This is a genomic window from Paraburkholderia sediminicola (assembly GCF_046030555.1).
GTDB classification, from domain to species: Bacteria; Pseudomonadota; Gammaproteobacteria; order Burkholderiales; family Burkholderiaceae; genus Paraburkholderia; species Paraburkholderia sediminicola_E.
This window is the reverse complement of sequence record NZ_JAQQCH010000015.1, coordinates 131960-147863: the sequence shown is the minus strand read 5'-3', so window position 1 is coordinate 147863 and position 15904 is coordinate 131960. Positions and strand designations below refer to the sequence as shown.

Sequence of the window (15904 nt, the reverse complement as noted above, 5' to 3'; positions counted from 1 at the left end):
CCTTCATGTGGGCGGGGGATGGGGACGGGACATGGGATCCACATCGATTTGCACGCCCCAACCAATCGGTTATGAGTCTGATGTAAAGGCCGCCATTGGACCTCGGGCTAACGTGAGCGCCGGAAAGGCGCATCCAGATCATTGAATGTGTAGGGCGGCCTACCAAGGAAGAGCACGACGTGAACGACCGTTCTCCGCTAAAAAACCGACGGATGGAATTGTCCTAGCTCGACTTCCGATTGTTGACCATCCTGGGTATTGCGTCGACCGCTTGCATCCAAGGTTGATAGCAGTCATTCAACAGTGCTCAACTGTGGACTGCAACACCCATTTCGCTTGCTTCGGATTCCTTACACCAAGCACTGCAGCGCGGTGCTCAAGTGCCGGAAGCGTTCGTGCATCGGCACGTGCTCCCGAAGAAATCGGCTACTTGGGCGGCGGCAGCGAGGGATCGAGCCTGGCCGAATTCCTGACGAGCTGATCCGTCATCGCGGCCGCGACCGGGTTCGAGCCCGTGCCTGGCTTCGCGCTACGTTGGTCCACGGCGGCACGAGCGGCGGACATATCCGGCGGAGGCAATGATGGATCGAGCTTCGCCGATTCCCTGACCAGTTCGTCCGTTTCCGGTGTCGAGCCTTGAGTCGTTATCGCGCGACGGTCCGGACTGTCTCGTCCACCTTGGGCGCGCTGCGCCGGAACCACCTTCGGCGCTCCCGAATCCTGCACGTTCACCGACGCGACTGCCGTCGACGGCGCCTGCTTCGGTTGTGCCTCCGGTTTCGGTTGCCCGGTGACTTGTGAGGCGGCCGGACTGGATGCGGGCGCGGCCATGGGCGCAGGTGCCACTGCCAGAGCGGGAACCACCGGCTGCTGCGCGATGGCAGTACTTTTCGTGATTGCGCCGGATGATGGCTTCGACGGGTCGATGCTGCCGTCCGTCACGTGATCGCCGACGCGCGAATCCACGACGGGAGGACGTGCGGATTTATCCATGGCGGCCGTGACTTCTGCCATTGAGCGGCGGTCCGCCTGAAGGAGCATCAGGTACGTGATCCCTGTTGCTCCGAGCAGGAGCCCGCCAATAATCATCAAAATTTTTCGGGTATTCATCATACTTACTAACGGATCCTGCAAACGATGCGAGTCAGCCGTGATAAACGACCGACCCCGGTTTTTATCGGACAAATGACAGCATTGGCGGAGCTGACGAGCGGGAACGGGCGAGCCATATCCAGAGAATTGCCGAGTCGTCCGTCCGTGCTGTAGAAACGGCATTCGCTCAGCCTGGCTGTTCTGATGGGTCTAACGACCGCGAACGCCATCCGACGCACAGAGCCATGCGACTGACCGGCGTTCGAGCCGTAAGCGACGGACGGTCAAACGTCTTCAAAGACGCGCGGACATTGGGCCGCCGCCTGCAGCCCGACGCCAATGGTACCGAAAGTGTTTCACTAAAAAGCCATCGGTTCATTTTGTTACACCTCTTACCGAGGTCTGAACCGACAATTTACAAAAACCTTTCGGTGGACGGTTATACTCGGCGCCGTCCCAAAAACTAAAGCCTTTTTATGTCGAAGAGAATCTTCCAGATTGTTGCCATTGCCGTGCTCACCACTACAGCGTCGTTACCGGCCGTGGCGGCCGGCGATATGAACAATGCCCTTGGCGGCGCGCTCGGCGGCGTAGCCGGCGCTGCCCTGGGTGGCGCAGTAGGTGGCAGTATAGGTTCCATCATTGGCGGTGCAGTCGGCGGCGGCGCAGGCGGCGCAGTCACGTCAAACCGCAGGGAACGCACGGGCGCCATCATCGGTGGCGCGCTCGGGGGCGGTACCGGCACAGCGGCAGGCAATGCGATGGGCGGCCGCACGGGCGGCCTCATCGGCGCGGCCGTGGGCGGCGGCGCGGGTTCAGCACTTGGCGGCAACATTTCGCGGTCCAATTCGTACGCGGACGACCATGCCCGCGGCTACCGACCGAACAAGCGCCATCACAAACATCGCCACGATGACTGAACGTTGAGCAAAAAAGGTATCCAATGCCTAAAATCCATTTTGTATTGACTTATTGTCCCATCTGGCAAGAATTTGCTTCCACGTACTGACTCGGTGTTTCGCCCAGCACACGGCGGAACGCAGCCGCAAATGCACTAGGACTCGCATAGCCGAGGTCCAGCGCCACCAAGGTCACTGGCTGCCCCAAGCTCAGGCGTTCGATCGCCGCCAATAGACAGACCTGCTGCCGCCATTCTCCGAAACTTACGCCGGACTGCGTTCGAAACAAGCGCGTGAAGGTCCGCCGACTCATCCCCGCTTCGGCCGCGACGGTATCCAGATCAATTGTGATCAACGGCTCCACGAATATGCGCCGACACACTCGTGCAAGACGCGGATCAGCCGGTAACGGCGCGTTCAACGAAAGCTGCGGCATGGCCGCTATCTCTGCGACTAGCAATGCCATCAACTTGCCGGCGCGCCCTTCATCGTCGTACAGGGCCGGCAGATCAACAGCCTCGTCGAGCAGTTGTCTCAGTAACGGTGAGACTCCATACACGCCACACTGAGCGGCCAGCCCTGCCTCTCGCACCGCCTCGTCCGAGACGAACGTGTTGAGCATCGTCACCGTACCGCTCATCGTCATTTCGTGCATAACACCCGCTGGTACCCAGCACGCTCGCTGCGGTGGCACGAGCCAGTTGCCCTCTGGCGTCGCCAGGCTGATTGCGCCACGAGAGGCAAACGCGAATTGGCCACGACGATGCGAGTGCACGGGGAACGTCGAGCCGGCCGCGTACTCGTTCACGGTGACGACAACGCTGCGGGGAATATCCTCGTAGGGATCGAGCGGGGTATTGCGCATGGCCCGGATTCTACAGCCAATGACCCAATAACGAAGGCGGGCCGATTCCATCACCTCTACGATGTAACGCGCTTCAACGCATTGAAGACCAGCCGGTCACGCTAGTCGGCTTAGCCGTTCCTTCGTTTCGGAGTTGAGATGCCCAATACGTTCTATCGGGTAGGAGATGGCCCCCACCCTGTCCTTGTGCTGCATGGCTGGTTCGGTGACGCGCGAGCGTTCGAGCCGATCGAGGCATGGCTATCGCAGGACAAGTTCAGCTACGTCTTCATGGACTACCGTGGATACGGTGGCATGAAAGAAGCCGACGGCGAATATACGATCAACGAGATCGCCGCCGACACGCTTGGACTTGCTGACGCTCTTGGATTTGCTAGCTTCAGCCTGATTGGTCACTCAATGGGAGGAATGGCCATCGAAAAAATTGCGGCATGCGCGCCTGAGCGCGTGCGTGCACTGATTCCGGTAGCGCCCGTACCCTGCGGCGGCATCGTGTTCGATACCGAAAAGCGCGCATTGTTTGAGGGCGCCGCCGATCGGCGGGACCACCGGGAGACAATCATTGATCGCAGCACGGGCTGTCGTTTGCCCTTGTCGTGGGTCCAATGGAAAGCGGCCTATTCAGCTGCGCATTCGTCAAAGAAGGCATTCGCGGCGTACTTGCGCGCGTGGGCCGATACAGACTTTAGCGACGAGATTGCGGGATGCCATCCGGTGAAGGTACTTGTTGGAGAGCATGATCCGACGTTCGACATGAAACTGATGACCGAAACTTTCCTTCGACGATATCCACTCGCCACCGTCGAGGTGCTGAAGAATGCAGGGCATTATCCGATGAACGAAACGCCCCTCGCACTCGTGATGGCCATCGAACGTTTCCTCCTCGACAGCACAAATTAACGGGACCTTCATGCGTCAGCGCGCCCAGCGGCACATGCGAGTGACTGCGCCTACTCCCATCCCTGATATCCGCCAGGCTGCGCCGGATTGCCGTAACCGGCGGGATACGGCCGCCGCTGTTCAGGCGGCGTGTACATCTCGTTATAGGCCGGATAGGCAGGCGGGCGGCCTACTATGATGACCTGCTGCGCCGCCGCTTGAGTGGGCGGCCGAGGTACATAGGCGGACTGCGCGTCAACCGGTTGGTACCGCGCGGGCGGATACGGAGCTGCCGCGTATTGGTTAGCCTGAACAGTTCGAGGCGGTGGCGCGTATTCCCGCCTGGCGTACCCACCTGACTCCCGAGACTCCGTTGACATCGGGTTATAGGCCGGCGCCGCTGCGTATTGTTGGAGCTGTTGGGGCTGTTGGGGCTGCTGGGGCTGCTGGGGCTGCTGATTCTGATATTGCCGGGCTTGCCGGTTGTGGGCCGCTTGAGTTCCTTGCTCCACCGCGTATTGCGGTTCCTCATCGGCCTGCCGATGTTGCGGCGCCGCCCGCTGAGCGTTCTGGAAATCGCGCCGCTGCGTCAACTGCGCGTCGTCATCCTGGTCCGATTTTGCCTCCGGCAATGCCGTCACGGCTTGCGTCGGAATCAGTATGGGCGGCTCGGACTCGGTGGCAAACAGCTTCGGCGACGTAGTCCGGGTAGAAACCTGCTTCAGAGGCACAGGCTGCATTTCAGCCCGCTTAGGGGGCGTAACCCGCAGTGAGGCCTGCTTCAACGACGCAACCGGTGCAGGGACCCGCCTCGGCGGCGCAGACGCGACTTGCGCGGAACCGTGCTTCAGCGGCACAGGGGCGGCCTGCGCCACGACCTGCCTCACCGGCGTGGCTCGCGCAGTCGCATCCCGCTTCGGCGATGTGACCGGCGCGGATACTTGCCTCAGCGGAGCGGCTTGCGCTACGACCCGCCTTGGAGGTGCAACCCGCTCGGCAACCGGCTTCGGCGATGCCGGCATGGCCGGCGCAGCAAGCTGCTTTTGCCGATGCTTCACCTCGTCGCCCAAGGTCGCATAGGATTTCGAGTCTTCCCTGGCGCGCGCGTTATAGCCGATGAAATACGCATAGCGCAGGTCTGCCAGGCGCGCCTGAATGTCGGCTTCGGCGGAGACGCGTTTTTCGTTGGGGTCGAGAGATGCGTCGACGGTCGAGTCTTCGAAGGCCGAGGCTGCAGCATCAGCGGCACAGGCGGACTCGGGATGCAGCGCGCCCACGGAAGACATAAGCGCAGCGGCTATCGCGACGAGCACTTTTTTTTCCATACTTTCACCTCGAAATTCCGTGCGACAGATCGCGTGGGATTCTCCAGTCTCCGGACCGGATCTTCACTCGCGCTTACGGGATATCGACTATTTTTAGCACGTCCTTAAGGCCCCAGGGTAGTGTTTCCGGGTATAACCCAGGCGAAAGCCTATATGCCGAACAACCCTGGCAATACCGACGTTGTCGGTCCGGAAATTCTTGCCTGCTTCTGCGGCGAACGGCAGGAAAGCGACCTATGGCCGCCTCACCACACCCGACTACCTGGAAATCTTCTCCAGCTCGAGCCCCTTCGTCCGCGGCCCCATCAACCCGATCGCCAGCATCACAATCAGCATCGCCCCAGCGATGAACACAAACACACCAGTCGTCCCGAAGTGCTTCAACACCGCCGCGATCAGAAACGCCGTGAAAATCGCCGAAAAGCGGCTCCACGAATAGACGAAGCCCACCGCCCGCGCACGGATGCTGGTCGGGAAAAGCTCGGTCTGATACGCATGGTAGCTATACGAAATGATATTGCCCGCGAGCGTCAGACACACACCCAGACTCACCAGCAACACCGCGCCGGACGCCTGGCTGAACCACAGTCCGCACACGATATTCACGGCCGCCATCACCACGATCACCGTCTTGCGCTCGAAGCGGTCGCCGATAAAGAGGCCAATCACCGGACCGATTGGCGCGGCCAGCGCAATGACGCTCGAATACATCAGGCTCGTGGTGATCGTGATGCCCTGCTTGATCAGCAGCGTCGGCACCCAGTTCGCAAAGCCGTAAAAGCCGACCGTCTGAAAGATATTGAAGATCGTCATCATCAGCGTGCGGCCGCGGTACGGCGGCACCCACATGTCGCGGAAACTGCCGCGCGGCGCAACCGGCACCGGCGGTGCGGGCGGCGGCAGTTCACGGCCGTATTCGCTGCGCACTTTCGCTTCGAGTTCGCTCATCACGCGATCGGCTTCTGCAAGGCGGCCTTGCTGCGCGAGCCAGCGCGGGCTCTCCGGCAACGCGCGCCGGATCCACCAGACAAACAGCGCACCGTGTGCGCCGATCAGCACCACCCAGCGCCAGCCGTCGAGGCCAAGCAGCGTGCGCGGCACCAGCAGATAAGAGAGGAACGCAACCACCGGCACCGCCGTGAAACCGACGGCCTGCTCGCACGCAAACGCGCGGCCGCGAATCTGTTTGGGCACCAACTCCGAAATATACGTGCCGATCGTCACCAGCTCGACGCCGATGCCGATCCCCGCCACGAAGCGCCAGACATTCAAACCCGTCGCCGTTTCCTGAAACGCCATCACAACGTTGGCCGCCGTGTACCACAGCAGCGAATACGTGAACACGGCGCGGCGTCCGAAGCGATCCGCCAGAAAACCGCATGCGATCGTGCCGATGAACAGTCCACTGAACAACGCCGCAATGAAACTCGCGATGCCGGTCGAGCCGAACAGGCCATGCGTCGTCGCGGTCAGCAGGCCGCTTCTGACGAGACCGGGCGCGACATAACCCGAGTACAGCAGGTCGTATAGTTCGAAGAAAAAGCCGAGGCTCAGCAGCACCACCAGCTTCCAGATGGAACGCGTGGCGGGCAGCCGGTCGAGGCGCGCGGAGATGCTGCCGGCGTCGAGCGTAGCGGACATAGTGGACGCCGCAGCAGTCGCGGCTGCGGCAGACGCTGCGCCGCCGGCGCTGCGCGCGACGGATCCAGCGTGGTCGGGGGATGCCATATTGTTTGTCTCCTGGTGATGCTTGTCATGCAGGCGAAGCACGATGATGCTTGCCGGGGCCGGTCTTGTGCCGGCCTTTCGTACCCTCGCGTATTACGCGCACCACGATGCCGGGCCGCAAGGTCCGGCCAGCATTCTAGCCGCGTGCGCGCTTCAGTTGTTCGAAGGTGGTAATTTTTCCAGCCAGCGCGCTTGCCGCAACGGTGTATGGACTCGCAAGCCACACATTGCCCGGCCCCGACCGGCCGGGGAAATTGCGGTTGATCGCGCTGATCGTCACCTCGTTCGCATCGGCGGACTGCCCCGGCCCGCAATTCGCGCACGAGCCGCAGCCCGGCATCACGAGCGTCACGCCCGCGCGCTCGAAAACCGGCAAATAACCCTGGCGCTCGCAATACGCACGCACCGCCATCGTGCCGAATTGCAGGAAGAGACGCGTGCCCTCGGGCACATGCATGCCCTGCTCCACGCCCCAGCGCAACACCTCATGATAGAAGTCGAAGTCTTCGCGCTTGCCTGCCGTACACGAGCCGCCGTACGCGATATCGATGGCGACGTCCTGCTCCAGTTGCGGTGCCGGCACGCCGTTGCCTGGATCGCCCGGACGCGCGAGCATCGGTTCGATGGCGGTGGCGTCGATGCGGATCGTGTCGCGATACGTGGCGCCCGGATCACTTTTCATCCATTTTTCAAGGGTGAAATCGACGCCGCGGCGCTCCTTCAGAAACGCGACCGTGCGTTCGTCCGGTTCCACGATACCGGTGAAGCCACCCAGCTCGGCGACCATGTTGGTCAGCGTGGCGCGTTCGTCGATCGACATCGCGCGCACCGCGGCGCCGCCGTATTCGAACACGAGCCCGATCGCGCCGCCCGAGCGGATCGCATCCATCTGCAACAGATGCAGTACGACGTCCTTCGCGGTGACGCCGTCGCGCAACGCGCCGTCGATTTCGATGCGTAACGTCTCAGGCACTTTGCAGCGCACGTAACCCGTCACCCAGCTATTGGCGATTTCCGTTGCGCCCGCACCGAATGCGAGGCAACCGAGCGAGCCCGAATGTGGCGTGTGCGAATCGGTGCCGCACGCAACCTGCCCCGGCAACGCGTACTGCTCGGCCATCAGTGCATGACAGATGCCTTCGGAACCCGGCGCGTTATCGAGCGCGCCGTGCGAGCGCACCGGATAATCGCGCGAGAACGACGTGTGCCCTTCCATCAGATGGGCAACGCCCGGCAGCAATCCGTCGCGTACGTGTGGAATGCTTTGCGACGCGAGCACCAGGTGATCCTGGAACGCAATGATGTGATCCGGCGCATGCAGCGGCGCGGGCTTGCCGAACGCGCGATGCATCAGATGCGCGCACATGCCGGTGAAGTAGTCGTGGCTGAAGCGCCAGTCGGCGGCGATGAACACGCCGTCGCCGCGCGCCGCGTTTTGAATGCCCGGATGAAGATGGCGCTCGATGATCTTCTCGACCAGCGTCTTCGGCTCGGCGCCGTTTGCAACGTGTGCAGCATCTCGCACACGCGGTGCGGGCCAGTCCGCGAACTTGCTGTACGCGAGCAGTCCGCCGCTGCGAATGATCTGCTGCGTGAGCGCATCGCGGCCCTTGAGAAACTCGTCGATCGGCACCGCCTCTCCCGCGATCAGACGATCGAGCACGGAGAAATCGGTCGTGGTGAGAATGCCGATGTTGTCGCAATTCTGCTGATAGATGCGCTCGAAACTCTCCGCAATGATCAAACGGATGCCCGCCGACAACTCCGCCAACGGACTCGATTCGCGCGATGAACCTTTGCCGTAGCGCTTCCCGGCTACTGTCACCTGAAAGCCGCCATCCTTGATCGCATTGCGGCCGATCGGCAGGCTTTCGCCCGCCTGGAAGCCGACGTACGGATACTGGCCGAGGCGCTCGTCATAAGTGAGCATGACCGTGACCGGCGTGATTTCGTCGGTAGAGACGTTATCGCGCAACGGGCCTGCGGTCGCGCGCGTGAAATTGTCTCCGGCCAGTTGCGCCTCGATCACCGCGGGGTCCTGTGACAGGTACAGCACGCGGCCATCCAGACGAATCGTATCGCTCATATGCATTCTCCTTGCGCTCACTATACGGCGCGCGTCTGCGATGCCGAAGTGCCGGTCGGGCAACGGAGACGTCTCGTTTGGAGAATGATGACTGGCGTTCCGCGGGCTAGGGCCTGCTGCCGAGAAACCCCACCAACGCCGCGGCGCTGGCGCTTAACTGATCACGCGACTTGAAGATCATGATGAGATGCCGCACCGCCCAGGCATCGCTCAACGACAGCAAACGCACGTCGAGCGCGTTCACGTAGAGCAGTGCAACCTGCTCGGGCACGATCGCTATTCCCAGGCCCGCGTGGACCATCCGGCATAACGCATCCAGGCTGCTGACGCGGATCTTGACGTCGATCCGCCGCCCCACGCTGGCCGCCTGCTGCGCGAGAAGCTGTGTCAGCGCACTCTCGCTGCGCAGCCCAACGAAGCTATCATCGAGCAATTCCTCGAACCCCACGCGCGACACACCGGCCAGACGATGCCCGCCCGGCACCAGCACCGCCAGGCGGTCTTCCCGATACGGCACCTGCTCGAAGGCTTCACTGCCCGCCACCGGATTGCAGATGCCAAAGTCCGCACCATGTTCTCCGACGATACGCAACACGTCCGCACTGTTCTCCTCTTCCAGTTCGATCGACACCTCCGGAAACACGCGCCCGAACGCCGCCACGTCTTCCGGCAAAAACTGCACGATCGACGAGAGATTCGCCACCACCCGCACCCGCCCCTTCGCGCCCGACGAAAAACGCGACAACTCGGCGCTCATCTGTTCGATGTTGCCGATGATCGCCAGCGCATAGCGCAGCACGGTCTCGCCGACCGGCGTCACCGTAATGCCGCGCGATTGGCGCTGAATCACCGGCAGGCCGATCAGTGCCTCGATCTCGGCGATGCGCCGGCTCACCGCGGAAGACGCGATGAACTCACGCTCGGCCGCGCGCGCGATGTTCTGCTCCTGGCAGACGGCGACGAACAGGCGCAACGAGGTGAGATCGAGTTTTTTGAGGAGATTTTCCATGGATGCTGCGCTTAACGTTGGGCCCAGACCCAACGCTAGCACAGAGGCGACCTTGGGCTTACGCGTCCAGATAGGCCACTTCGCCATGCAACTCGGTATCGAGTCCGTGCTGCGCGGCAGCTTCACCAACCTTAACGGGTGTCACGCGATTGATCAGCCATAACATTCCCCACGTGAACGCGAACGCCCAGACGCCGGACACGAGCACCGCCACGCATTGCTTGACGAAGAAAGCGCCGCCGCCCAACAGCAGGCCATCCGCGCCATTGGGATTCCACGCCTTCGACGCGAACACGCCGAGCAGAACGGTACCGACGAGACCTCCCACGCCATGCACGCCCCACACGTCGAGCGCGTCGTCGAGGCCGAGCCGGTTTTTCAGCGCAACAGCGTAATAACAGATCACGCCGGCAGAAATCCCGATTATCGCGGCGGTGCTCAACGACACATAGCCCGCCGCAGGCGTGATGGTCGCGAGGCCGGCGACCGAACCGGTCAGCAAGCCGATGAATTTCGGCTGCCGTGCGCTGGCCCATTCGATCAGCAGCCACGTAATGGCAGCAAACGAAGCGGCGACATCGGTGTTAAGGAAAGACGAAGCCGTGATGGCGTCGACGCGCAGCTCGGAGCCAGCGTTAAAGCCGTACCAGCCGAACCACAGCAGGCCCGTGCCGAGCGCAATCAACGGCACGTTGTGCGGCTTGTGCGTGACGGTCTGACGGCGACCCACATACAACACCGACGCCAGCGCGGCGAATCCGGCGGTATTGTGGACCACAATGCCGCCCGCATAATCGAGCACGCCCCACTTCGCGAACAGTCCATCCGGACTCCAGACCATGTGCACGAACGGGAAATAGACCAGCACCAGCCAGCCCGTCAGAAACAGGAAGTACGCCTTGAACGTCACGCGGTTGGTGAACGCACCTGTAATCAGCGCCGGCGTGATGATCGCAAACATCATCTGATAGGCGACGTGGACCACCAGCGGAATGCCCGCGTCGTTGCCCGTGTACATGGTTTGCAGCGTAATGCCGCGCAGGAACGCATAGTGGGTCGGGTCGCCGATGATGCCGTGCCAGCTTGGGCCGAAGCACATCGAGTAGCCGAACGCGAACCACAGCACGGTCGTCCATGCGAGCGAGATGAAGCTCTGCATCATGATCGCCAGCACGTTCTTGCGTTCGACGAGGCCGCCATAGAAAAACGCAAGACCCGGCGTCATCAGCATGACAAGGCTCGCGCAGAGCAGCATGAAAGCGGTATTGCCAACGTTGATCGGCATGGTTGCGGGAAGCACAGCTTGTCTCCTTGATTGTCGTCATGATGGGTGCCCCCGGCGGCGCGTGACACTGGCGTCGAAAAGAGCCCTTCAGCGCGGAATTTGCTTGCAATTTGTAGGGTTCATCTGTTTTCGCGCGTTTGCAGCAGGCGAAAAGTATTCCCGCGCCGGGGACGGCGCAATACGGCTGGCCGATATAGTGGGATTCACGCGACCCGTATGGGCATCTCAGGCCCCTGCTGGCGACCACTCGCCACCGCTAGCGCGCAGTAAGCGCGGGTAAACCACGCCCATTCGACCGGCCGAATGAGCCTGATTAGCCTGGCTGCGCCTGGCCAAACACCGGGTACCACATCGGCCCCGCTGACAATCGGCCTTACGACGAGGATTCCCCGTCGTTTAAGCCCTCGCCTCGCCGTCGCGTGAGGACGACCAGCACTGATCGTCATGCCGCCGCAAAAAAACGTCGCTTTTTCGCGTCAGTTTCATCGGGGTCGTCCGGGGCCGCCCACGGGCCACATCGTCTAAAAAACACCTATGATTTGAAAGAGATATTTCTTACAAAACGACATTCCGTCACTTCATGAAACAGCTTATTGTAAAAATCCAAAAAGACTTTGGAACCGGTTCCATTTACCATGACGCCGAAATCCGACGACTGCCCCAGGCGGCGCCACGGCGCGCTCCCACTTCGTGACCTAGAACAATATGGCTCAATCTCCTCTCACCTCCCGCCGTGGCTTCTTACGCACGGCCGTCGCGCTGGTTCCCGCCGGGACCCTTGCCGGCTGTGAAGTCAAGCAATCCGCCACCACAGCCGCGCCGGGTTCGAGCGCGCCCTCCACCGCGGGCCAGGCCTCCGGCGCCGACTACAAGCCGCAATTCTTCGACGCAAAAGAATGGGCTTTCGTCCATGCGGCCGTCGACCGTCTGATCCCCGCCGACAGCGAAGGCCCGGGCGCGGTCGAAGCCGGCGTGCCCGAGTTCATCGACCGCCAGATGGACACGCCTTACGCGCACGGCGCGCTCTGGTACATGCAAGGCCCGTTCGCCCAAGGCGTGCCGGAACTCGGTTATCAATTGAAGCTCGTGCCGCGCGATCTGTACCGCCTGGGCATCGCAGCGGTCAACGCCTACTGCACGAAGACCTACGCACACCCGTTCGACGCCCTCGACGCGCCCACGCGCGACACCGTGCTCACCGCGCTGGAGAAAGACTCGATCGATCTCGCGGACGTCCCGGCTGGCGTCTTCTTCGGTCAGTTGCTGCAAAACACCCGCGAAGGCTACTTCTGCGATCCGATCCACGGCGGCAATCGCGACATGGGCGGCTGGAAGATGATCGGCTTCCCCGGCGCGCGCGCCGATTTCATGGACTTCGTCAATCAGAACGGTCAGGCCTATCCGTATGGCCCCGTATCGATCCAGGGAAAACGCACCTGATGACCACGCAAACCAAACCGCACGTCGACGCGGTAATCATCGGCTTCGGCTGGACCGGTGCCATCCTCGCGAAGGAACTCACCGAGGCCGGCCTCAAAGTGGTCGCGCTCGAACGCGGCGAGTATCGCGACACCTATCCGGATGGCGCGTATCCGAACACGATCGACGAACTGACCTATAACGTCCGCAAGAAGCTGTTCCTCGATCTCTCCAAGACCACCGTGTCGATCCGTCATAACGTCGGCGAAACGGCGCTGCCTTACCGGCAACTCGCGGCATTCCTGCCGGGCGAAGGCGTCGGCGGTGCCGGGCTGCACTGGTCGGGCGTGCATTTCCGGATCACACCGGAAGAGCTGCGTCTGAAGAGCCACTACGAAGAACGCTACGGCAAGGGCTTCATTCCGGAAGGCATGACGATCCAGGATTACGGCGTCAGCTACGACGAACTCGAACCGCATTTCGACTTCGCCGAAAAAGTGTTCGGCACCTCGGGCCAGGCCTATAAGGTGAACGGCAAGGTGGTCGGCGACGGCAACGTGTTCGAAGCACCGCGCACCGACAACTTCCCGCTCGCCGCGCAGTTGAACACGTACTCGGCCGAGCGCTTCGGCAAGGCCGCGCGCGAACTCGGACTGAACCCGTACCGCTTGCCTTCGGCGAACACGTCGGGTCCGTACACGAACCCGTACGGCGTGCAGATGGGTCCGTGCAATTTTTGCGGATTCTGCAGCGGCTACGCGTGCTACATGTATTCGAAGGCATCGCCGAATCTGAACATTCTGCCCGCGCTCAAGCCATTGCCGAACTTCGAACTGCGCTCGCGTTGCCACGTGCTGCGCGTCGAACTCGACGACACGAAAAAACGCGCCAAGGGTGTGACGTACGTCGATCCGGCAGGCAACGAAGTCTTTCAGCCGGCGGATCTCGTGATTGTCGCGGCGTTCCAGTATCACAACGTCCACCTGCTTCTGCTGTCGGGCATCGGCAAACCGTATGACCCGATCTCGGGCGAAGGCGTGGTGGGCCGCAATTTCGCGTATCAGAACCTCTCGACGATCACCGCGTTCTTCGACAAGGACACCTTCACCAATCCGTTCATCGGCGCGGGCGGCAATGGTGTCGCGGTGGACAACTTCAATGCCGATAACTTCGATCACGGTCCGCTCGGTTTTGTCGGCGGCTCGCCGCTGTGGGTGAACCAGGCCGGCACCAAGCCGATCAGTGGCATTGCGACACCGGCCGGCACGCCGAACTGGGGCGTCGACTGGAAGAAATCGGTAAAGGACCACTACGCCCACACGATTTCGATGGATGCGCACGGTTCCAACATGTCGTATCGCGACGTCTTCCTCGACCTCGATCCGACCTATCGCGACTCATACGGCCAGCCGTTGCTGCGTATGACCTTCGACTGGAAGGACAACGACATCAAGATGGCGCGCTACGTGACTGGACAGATGCACAAGATCGCGCAGCAGATGGGGCCGAAGAACATCGGTGTCTATACGCGTGAATTCGGCGCCCACTTCGATTCGCGCCGCTATCAGACCACTCACCTCGTCGGCGGCGCGGTAATGGGCACCGATCCGAAGACGAGCGTGCTGAACCGTTACCTGCAAAGCTGGGACGTGCATAACGTGTTCGTGATGGGCGCGTCGGCATTCCCGCAAGGTATCGGCTACAACCCGACCGGTCTCGTCGCCGCGCTCGCCTATTGGTCAGCGCGTGCGATTCGGACGCAGTATCTGAAGAACCCCGGGCCGCTGGTGAGCGTATGAAGAATAAGATCGATATCAAACGCCTGGGTCAGGCATTTAAACGCGTGGGCGCAGTGTCGTTCTACGCAGTTGCGGTGCTGTCCACCCCGCTCGCCGTGCAAGCCGCGACGCAGACACAAACTCAGACACAAACTCCGCCGCAGACCGAGGCGGCCCTGATCGCGCACGGCGAATATCTCGCCCGTGCCGGCGACTGCATCGCGTGTCACACGGCGCGATCGGGCAAGCCCTTCGCGGGCGGTCTGAAGTTCGACACGCCGATCGGTGCGATCTACTCGACCAACATCACGCCGGACCGCAACACCGGCATCGGCTCATGGACCTTCGCGCAGTTCGATCGCGCGGTACGCGCCGGCGTGCGGCCGAACGGCGACACGCTGTATCCGGCAATGCCGTACCCGTCGTATGCGCGTTTGAGTCAGGACGACATGCACGCGCTGTATGCGTACTTCACGCAAGGCGTCGCGCCGGTGAACCAGGCGGACCGCGCGGTCGATATCGTCTGGCCACTGTCGATGCGCTGGCCGCTCGGCATCTGGCGTTACCTGTTCGCGCCTGAGCCAGCGGCGTTCGACGCGAAGCACTACGCCGATCCAGTGGTCGCACGCGGTGCGTATCTGGTGCAGGGTCTCGGCCACTGCGGCGCCTGCCACACACCGCGCGCAGTCACGATGCAGGAGCGCGCGCTGAGCGATCTCGACGGCACAGCGTTTCTCGCGGGCGGCGCGACGATCGACGGCTGGATTCCTTCGAGCCTGCGTGGCAATCCGCGCACTGGCATCGGCGCATGGAGCGAAGCGGATCTCGTGCAATTCCTGAAGACCGGACGCACACAGCACACCGCGGCATTCGGCGGCATGACGGACGTCGTGCAGCACAGCATGCAGCACATGAGCGACGCCGATCTGACGGCGATCGCGCGTTACCTGAAGACGCTGCCGTCGACCGATCCGAAGGAAACGCCGTACGTGTACGACGATACGGCGGCTCGCGCCTTGCGTACCGGCGATGCCACGGCACCGGGCGCCGCCGTGTACCGCGACAACTGCACCGCCTGCCACCGCAGTGACGGCCGCGGCTACACGCGTGTTTTCCCTGCACTAGGCGGCAATCCGATCGTACAGGGCAAAGACGCGACCTCGCTGATTCATGTACTGCTGACTGGCAGCACGCTTCTGGGCACGGCAACCGCGCCGTCTTCGTTCACGATGCCGGCTTTCGGCTGGCGTCTGAACGATCAGGAAGTCGCCGACGTGACGAACTTCGTGCGCAGCAGTTGGGGGAACACCGGTTCGACGGTCAGCGCCACGGATGTCGCCAAGGTCCGCAAGACCGTCACAGTGCACGCGCCCGAAATGCCGCCCGGTGCCGCGCTCAGCCATTAATCTGGCCACGAGCCTGGTCACTAATTCTGGCCACTAATTCTGGCCATTCACTCAGACGTTAAATCGCGCCGCCCTTGTTACGCGCCCGCCATCAGGGCGAGTAACGGGGGCTGCGCAAGCCGTTTCCCCCTGC

General features: G+C 62.1%; 12 protein-coding genes. 5 read left to right on the top strand and 7 right to left on the bottom strand.

The genetic code is table 11. The annotated features are described in order from the left end of the window. Nucleotides 1-426: 426 nt before the first annotated feature. Complete coding sequence (locus tag PQQ52_RS21845; RefSeq protein WP_408215710.1) at nt 427-1014, bottom strand: hypothetical protein; 588 nt, start codon at nt 1012-1014, stop codon at nt 427-429. A 554-nt stretch (nt 1015-1568) separates the two neighbouring features. Between PQQ52_RS21845 and PQQ52_RS21840 the strand changes: the two genes are divergently transcribed. Beyond that, the gene (locus PQQ52_RS21840; RefSeq protein WP_408215707.1) at nt 1569-2012 is read left to right on the top strand and encodes a hypothetical protein; all 444 of its coding nucleotides are present in this window, start codon (nt 1569-1571) and stop codon (nt 2010-2012) included. Between the two features lie 49 nt (nt 2013-2061). Here the strand turns inward: PQQ52_RS21840 and PQQ52_RS21835 are convergent, their stop codons facing one another. Next, nucleotides 2062-2856 carry an AraC family transcriptional regulator gene (locus PQQ52_RS21835; RefSeq protein ID WP_408215705.1) on the bottom strand — a complete coding sequence of 265 codons (795 nt, stop codon included), beginning with the start codon at nt 2854-2856 and terminating at the stop codon, nt 2062-2064. 138 nt (nt 2857-2994) lie between these two features. On the opposite strand from PQQ52_RS21835, the gene PQQ52_RS21830 reads away from it, so the two are divergent. After that, the gene (locus PQQ52_RS21830) at nt 2995-3756 is read left to right on the top strand and encodes an alpha/beta fold hydrolase (RefSeq protein WP_408215702.1); all 762 of its coding nucleotides are present in this window, start codon (nt 2995-2997) and stop codon (nt 3754-3756) included. Between the two features lie 50 nt (nt 3757-3806). Here PQQ52_RS21830 and PQQ52_RS21825 read toward each other — a convergent pair whose 3' ends face one another. The 5 genes from PQQ52_RS21825 to PQQ52_RS21805 all read right to left on the bottom strand — a co-directional run bounded on the left by PQQ52_RS21825 (nt 3807) and on the right by PQQ52_RS21805 (nt 11183). Then, nucleotides 3807-5060, bottom strand: coding sequence for a hypothetical protein (locus PQQ52_RS21825; protein WP_408215700.1), 1254 nt, complete (start codon nt 5058-5060; stop codon nt 3807-3809). A 258-nt stretch (nt 5061-5318) separates the two neighbouring features. After that, entirely contained in the window at nt 5319-6788 is a 1470-nt protein-coding gene (locus PQQ52_RS21820) for an MFS transporter (protein WP_408215698.1), read from the bottom strand. 136 nt (nt 6789-6924) lie between these two features. After that, a complete protein-coding gene (locus PQQ52_RS21815) occupies nt 6925-8874 on the bottom strand; it encodes an aconitase family protein (protein ID WP_408215695.1) in 1950 nt (649 codons plus the stop codon). 106 nt (nt 8875-8980) lie between these two features. Further along, a complete protein-coding gene (locus tag PQQ52_RS21810; protein WP_408215693.1) occupies nt 8981-9883 on the bottom strand; it encodes a LysR family transcriptional regulator in 903 nt (300 codons plus the stop codon). 58 nt (nt 9884-9941) lie between these two features. Then, nucleotides 9942-11183 (bottom strand): ammonium transporter, encoded by a 1242-nt coding sequence (locus tag PQQ52_RS21805; protein WP_408215691.1) that lies wholly within the window; start codon nt 11181-11183, stop codon nt 9942-9944. Nucleotides 11184-11873: 690 nt separating this feature from the next. On the opposite strand from PQQ52_RS21805, the gene PQQ52_RS21800 reads away from it, so the two are divergent. Genes PQQ52_RS21800 through PQQ52_RS21790 form a run of 3 tightly spaced genes read left to right on the top strand, consistent with a single transcriptional unit; the run spans nt 11874 to nt 15771 of the window. Next, a complete protein-coding gene (locus PQQ52_RS21800; RefSeq protein ID WP_408215689.1) occupies nt 11874-12608 on the top strand; it encodes a gluconate 2-dehydrogenase subunit 3 family protein in 735 nt (244 codons plus the stop codon). Further along, complete coding sequence (locus PQQ52_RS21795; protein WP_408215686.1) at nt 12608-14386, top strand: GMC family oxidoreductase; 1779 nt, start codon at nt 12608-12610, stop codon at nt 14384-14386. Before PQQ52_RS21800 ends, PQQ52_RS21795 begins: the two co-directional genes overlap by 1 nt. Continuing rightward, nucleotides 14383-15771 (top strand): c-type cytochrome, encoded by a 1389-nt coding sequence (locus PQQ52_RS21790; protein WP_408215684.1) that lies wholly within the window; start codon nt 14383-14385, stop codon nt 15769-15771. Before PQQ52_RS21795 ends, PQQ52_RS21790 begins: the two co-directional genes overlap by 4 nt. The last annotated feature ends 133 nt before the right edge of the window (nt 15772-15904 follow it).

Excerpts from the sequence above, each read along its gene's own strand:
- PQQ52_RS21845 (WP_408215710.1), bottom strand. The coding sequence starts at position 1,014 with ATGGCAGAAGTCACGGCCGCCATGGATAAATCCGCACGTCCTCCCGTC.
- PQQ52_RS21840 (WP_408215707.1), top strand. The coding sequence starts at position 1,569 with ATGTCGAAGAGAATCTTCCAGATTGTTGCCATTGCCGTGCTCACCACT.
- PQQ52_RS21835 (WP_408215705.1), bottom strand. The coding sequence starts at position 2,856 with ATGCGCAATACCCCGCTCGATCCCTACGAGGATATTCCCCGCAGCGTT.
- PQQ52_RS21830 (WP_408215702.1), top strand. The coding sequence starts at position 2,995 with ATGCCCAATACGTTCTATCGGGTAGGAGATGGCCCCCACCCTGTCCTT.
- PQQ52_RS21825 (WP_408215700.1), bottom strand. The coding sequence starts at position 5,060 with ATGGAAAAAAAAGTGCTCGTCGCGATAGCCGCTGCGCTTATGTCTTCC.
- PQQ52_RS21820 (WP_408215698.1), bottom strand. The coding sequence starts at position 6,788 with ATGGCATCCCCCGACCACGCTGGATCCGTCGCGCGCAGCGCCGGCGGC.
- PQQ52_RS21815 (WP_408215695.1), bottom strand. The coding sequence starts at position 8,874 with ATGAGCGATACGATTCGTCTGGATGGCCGCGTGCTGTACCTGTCACAG.
- PQQ52_RS21810 (WP_408215693.1), bottom strand. The coding sequence starts at position 9,883 with ATGGAAAATCTCCTCAAAAAACTCGATCTCACCTCGTTGCGCCTGTTC.
- PQQ52_RS21800 (WP_408215689.1), top strand. The coding sequence starts at position 11,874 with ATGGCTCAATCTCCTCTCACCTCCCGCCGTGGCTTCTTACGCACGGCC.
- PQQ52_RS21795 (WP_408215686.1), top strand. The coding sequence starts at position 12,608 with ATGACCACGCAAACCAAACCGCACGTCGACGCGGTAATCATCGGCTTC.
- PQQ52_RS21790 (WP_408215684.1), top strand. The coding sequence starts at position 14,383 with ATGAAGAATAAGATCGATATCAAACGCCTGGGTCAGGCATTTAAACGC.